This is a genomic window from Azospirillum sp. B4 (genome assembly GCF_000333275.1).
GTDB lineage: Bacteria > Pseudomonadota > Alphaproteobacteria > Azospirillales > Azospirillaceae > Nitrospirillum.
Genome location: NZ_BACU01000696.1, coordinates 1 through 4,520 on the forward strand (window position 1 = coordinate 1; position 4,520 = coordinate 4,520).

Consider the following 4,520-nt stretch of genomic DNA (forward strand, 5'->3'; position numbering starts at 1 on the left):
TCAGCCAGTGCAGCAGCCGGGCGGCGGCGCTAAAGGGGGGCGGGGTCATTGCGCGGGTTCCTTCGCGGGCTGGGGCTGCGGGCTGGCGGCGTTGGGCCCGTTGGGGGCGGGGGCGGGGAAGGCGGGGTCATGGGCCAGCGCGCTGGGCGCCGCCGGTTCACCCGTGCGGCGGGTGTAGCCCACGGCGTAGACGGAGGAGCGGGCCGCCAGCAACGGGTCGTCCGACGCCGCCACGCCGGCGGGCAGGATGGTGGGGTCGAAGTTCACGTCACGGCAGGGGCCGTCATCCTCCGTCACCGCGCGGTCGATGGTCAGGGTGCCGACCTCGATGCGCTGGCGGTCGTCCGGCCAGGGCTTGGTGGCGTCATCGGTGGGGTCGCCGGCGTTGGGCAGGATGACCGACATGTGCCAGACCAGGGGGCCCTGGGCCAGGCGGCCCGCCACCTCATCGAACAGGAAGTCGCGCGGCTGGCTGGCCAGCGTCGCCTTGTCCAGTTCCGCGAACGGGGCCTCGGGCGTGAAGATCCAGCGCACAAGCCGGGTTTGGCCCTGGTCGGACGTGAAGCGGAAGGCGTTGACGCTGTTGTAGCTGGCGTTGGCGAAGCTGCTGGGCAGGGGGGCCTTGGCCATGTAGTCGGCGAAGGCCTTGGTTTCAGGGTGCCGGGCCATATAGGCCTGAACCTTGGCCGGGTCCGGCTTGCCGGTGGCGGGATCGGGCGTGGTCGCCAGCTGGAAGTCCAGAAAGGCCTGCGGCGTGGCCACGGGGAAGACCGGCACATGGTTCATGGCCATGCGCCACTGCTCCCCGCCCGGCAGGTCGAACTTCAAAGCCAGGCTGTGGAAGGTGACGCGGCCGTCGCCGGCATTGGGCACGCCGCCCGCCAGCGAGAAGCGGCCGATGACCGGGGTCACCGCCTGGCGGAACAGGCTGGCCTTGCTGAGACCCAGGCCCTGGCCGTTGCCGTCGAAGTGGCCGACCACGCACAGGCCCTTGGCATGGGCACGGCGAAAGCCTTCATGCCGGCCGTCATGCCCCTCCAGCGCGTTGATGATCTTGGCGGGCTTTAGCCGGCCGGGTGACAGCCAGCCGCCGGTGTAGGCGAAGGCGGCGGTGGCGCCACCGGCCACGGCGGCGATGGCCAGCAGCGACACCAGGCCGCGGCGGCTGAGGATATCCTGCAAATGGTACGAACCAGGCATGGGCGGGGTCCCTTTCGGCCTTTTCAGGGGGCCCCCTTGGGGACCGCTACCGATGTTGACGCCGCCGCCGCTGGTTTATTCCGTGTGGCTCGATATTTTTTCGAAAAACCCTCCAGGGGGTTCGACGGTTGGCTCAGGCGGCATTCACCGAGGTGAGGAACCGGCTCACGACGCTCTTCAGTGTGTCGGCTTCCCGCCCCAAGGCGTCGGAGGAGGTGACGACGCTGCTGGTGGCGCAGCCGGTTCCATCCGCCGCCTGCCGGACGCCGGCGATGTTGGCGGAAACGGCGCGCGTTCCTGCGGAGGCCTGCTGAACGTTGCGGGCGATTTCCCGTGTCGCCGCCCCTTGCTGTTCCACCGCCGACGCCACGGTGGTGGTGATTTCGCTCATGTTCCCGATGGTCAAGGCGATCCCGTCGATGGCCGCCACCGCCTGGGCTGTTTCCTTTTGAATGGCGTGGACCTGCGCCTGGATATCCTCCGTGGCCTTCGCCGTCTGCGACGCCAACGCCTTCACCTCGCCCGCCACGACGGCGAACCCCCTGCCGGCCTCTCCGGCACGCGCCGCCTCGATGGTGGCGTTGAGCGCCAGCATGTTGGTCTGCTGGGCGATGTCCTCGATCAGGCTGATGACTTGGCCGATGCGCTGCGCGGCGTTTGCCAGGCTGTCGATGGAGCGTTTGGTTTCCGTGGTTTCGCGCACCGCGGCGACCGACGTGTCGGTGGCCTGCGCCATCTGATGGGCGATTTCGTTGATGGACTGGCTCAACTGTTCCGCCGCCGATGCCACGGTCTGGACGTTGGCCGAGGTTTCCTCCGCGGCGCCGGCCACGGTGCTGGACAGCGTCAGGGTGTCGTCCGCCGAGCTGGTAAGGTCCCCCGCCGCGTTGCGCAAGGCCGCCTCCGCGGCGGAGAATCCCGACACCACCTGGTCGATCGAACTGGCGAATTCCCGTGTGGCGGTTTCCAGCCGCTGGCGCCGCGCCTCCTTGGCCAGCGCCTCCTTCCGCTGCTCCTCGGCCAGGACGTCGGCGCGCTGCGCGTTCTCCCGCAACGACGCGACGGCCGTCGCCATCTCACCGATCTCGTCCTTGCGCTCCAGGCCGGGGACCTCGACGCTATAGTCTTTGACCGCGAAACGGGTGATGGTCCGCCGGAGCGCATCCAACGGGCGCAGCAACTGATTGACGACCACCCACAGGGACGCCACCACCACCACGGCGCATAGCGATACCAGTCCCAGGCTGGTCAGCAGGTGGAGGAAAGCGGTGGCCCGCAGGCGGCCGATCTGGGCGCGCGTCTCGCTTTCAACTTCGCGCCGGGCGATCGTCACCTGGGTGATGGCGTCGGTGACCGTCTTGAACCAGGTCGCCGCATCCACCGGATAAGGCACACCCTCGGTTGACGCCGCCATCACCCGCGTCCGCAGGGCATCGACTGTGTCCAGGCTCGCCTGCGCCTGGGCCAGCGCGGTGGCAACGGCAGCCCCTTGCCTTGCCGCGTAGGCGTCGGCGCTGGCCAGGCTTAGTTTCGCGGCGCCGTCCGATTTGCCCACAGCCTCGATCTGCGCGGGGGTGAGTGGCCTGCCAGCCGTCAGAACCCCGGCGAGGAGGCCGCGTGCGCGGCCGAGATGTTCACTCAACTGCGCCAGGTGGCCGGCCAGCGCCAAGCTGCCCATCATCCGGGTATCCGCCGTTGCGGGCAGGGCGTCCCCCAACTGGTCCATGAGGGTCAGCATCGCATCGATCGTGCTGGTGGCCACGCGGAACCAGGCGTCCGGAGCGCTGCGGGGCCCCGTGCCGTCCAGCCCGGCCCACGCCGCCTTGCGGGCCATGTCCAGGGATTGCAATTTTGTATGGAGGTCCTGGATGTCCAGCCCCGCCGTTCGCGCGCTGGCCAGGGCCTCGGTCGTCGCCTGCACCGCCTGATCACGGGAGGCGGCGGCGGCGTTGCGCGCCGGGGCATCCGCTGATACCGCCGACAGGGCGGCGTTGGTCATGCCTCTTTCAGCCGCTGTCAGCCGGGCGGCTTCCAGAATTGCCGCCGTGGCCGCCTGTGTCGCCGTCAGGTGCCGGGCGGCCCCAAGATTGCGCACGGCGACATAGGCTTGGGGAACAGCCAGGGTGGCTGTCAGTAACGCAAGGCTTCCCACCATACCCAGTAGTTTATGTCGGATCGTAAGAATCATGGCGCTATCCCCGGCTAGAGGCGGCCGCGATGAATAGAATACGGCCGTGCAGATGTCAGAGGCGCAGATGAACAATCATTGATAGAAAGATGGGATGCGGTGAATAAAACGTTAAAATCCGCAGGGGGTGATTTGATTTGGTGCGATGAATCGCCAATTATCCACTAAAGGTTATATCCCCATCGCCAGGGTGAAGGCGTTCGCCGGCGCCTGGGTGGGGGCCGTGGATGAAGCGTCAGTGGGTTGGAAGTGGGCGCGCCTCAAAAGCCTCAGTGCGCGAAGCTGGGGCAGTCGTCGTCTTCCAGGCCTTCGGCATGGGGGCTGCCTTTGTCGGTGGCGGCGGAAACGGCGGTCAGGGTCAGGGCGCAGACGGCCAGGGCGGCGCCCAGCCATGGCAGGTGGGCGTAGGCGATGCCGTGGTTGATGGCGATGCCGCCGAACCAGGCGCCCAGGGCATTGCCCATGTTGAAGGCGCCCTGGTTCAGGGTGGAGGCCAGGTTGGGCGCGCCGCGCGCCTGGTCCACCACCCGCATCTGCAGGGGTGAGCCGACGGAGAAGGCGGCGATGCCCCACAGCACCAGGGTGGGTACGGCACCCATCGGCGTGGCGCTGGTCCACACCAGGGCCACCAGGATCAGGGTGATGATGCCGAACGTGGTCATGACCACGGGCATCATCTTCCAGTCGGCCAGGCGTCCGCCCACCAGGTTGCCGACCGTCAGCCCCACGCCGAACAGCAGCAGGACGTAGGTCACCTGGTCGGGGGTGAAGCCGGTGACATGCTCCAGCAGCGGGGTGATGTAGGTCAGCACGCTGAACAGGCTGGCGGAGGAGATGACGCTGATCATCATGGCCATGATGACCTGCGGCCGGGCCAGCACGCGGAATTCGCCCAGCAGGCCACCGCCGCTGCCGCCGGGCAGGGTGCCGGGTAGCCAGACGCTCAGCGCCGTGGCGGCGGCCAGGCCGATGACGACGACGGCCCAGAAGGTGGCGCGCCAGCCCATCTCATGCCCCAGGGCGGTGCCCAGCGGCACCCCCAGCACATTGGCCAGCGTCAGGCCGGAGAACATCAGGGCCACGGCCTGCGCCCGGCGGTGGCGGGGCACCAGGCCGGAGGCGACGACCGCGC

The 4,520-nt window shown here is 68.6% G+C and carries 3 protein-coding genes; all 3 read right to left on the bottom strand.

Annotation, left to right across the window (positions count from 1 at the left end; all coding sequences use genetic code 11):
• Positions 1–45 precede the first annotated feature (45 nt).
• Complete coding sequence (locus tag I55_RS31275; protein WP_049974683.1) at positions 46–1,200, bottom strand: catalase family peroxidase; 1,155 nt, start codon at positions 1,198–1,200, stop codon at positions 46–48.
• A 133-nt stretch (positions 1,201–1,333) separates the two neighbouring features.
• A complete protein-coding gene (locus I55_RS31280; protein WP_159107312.1) occupies positions 1,334–3,355 on the bottom strand; it encodes a methyl-accepting chemotaxis protein in 2,022 nt (673 codons plus the stop codon).
• A 302-nt stretch (positions 3,356–3,657) separates the two neighbouring features.
• Positions 3,658–4,520, bottom strand: an 863-nt coding sequence (locus tag I55_RS31285; RefSeq protein WP_044564645.1) for an MFS transporter, incomplete at its 5' end; no start/stop codon positions are given.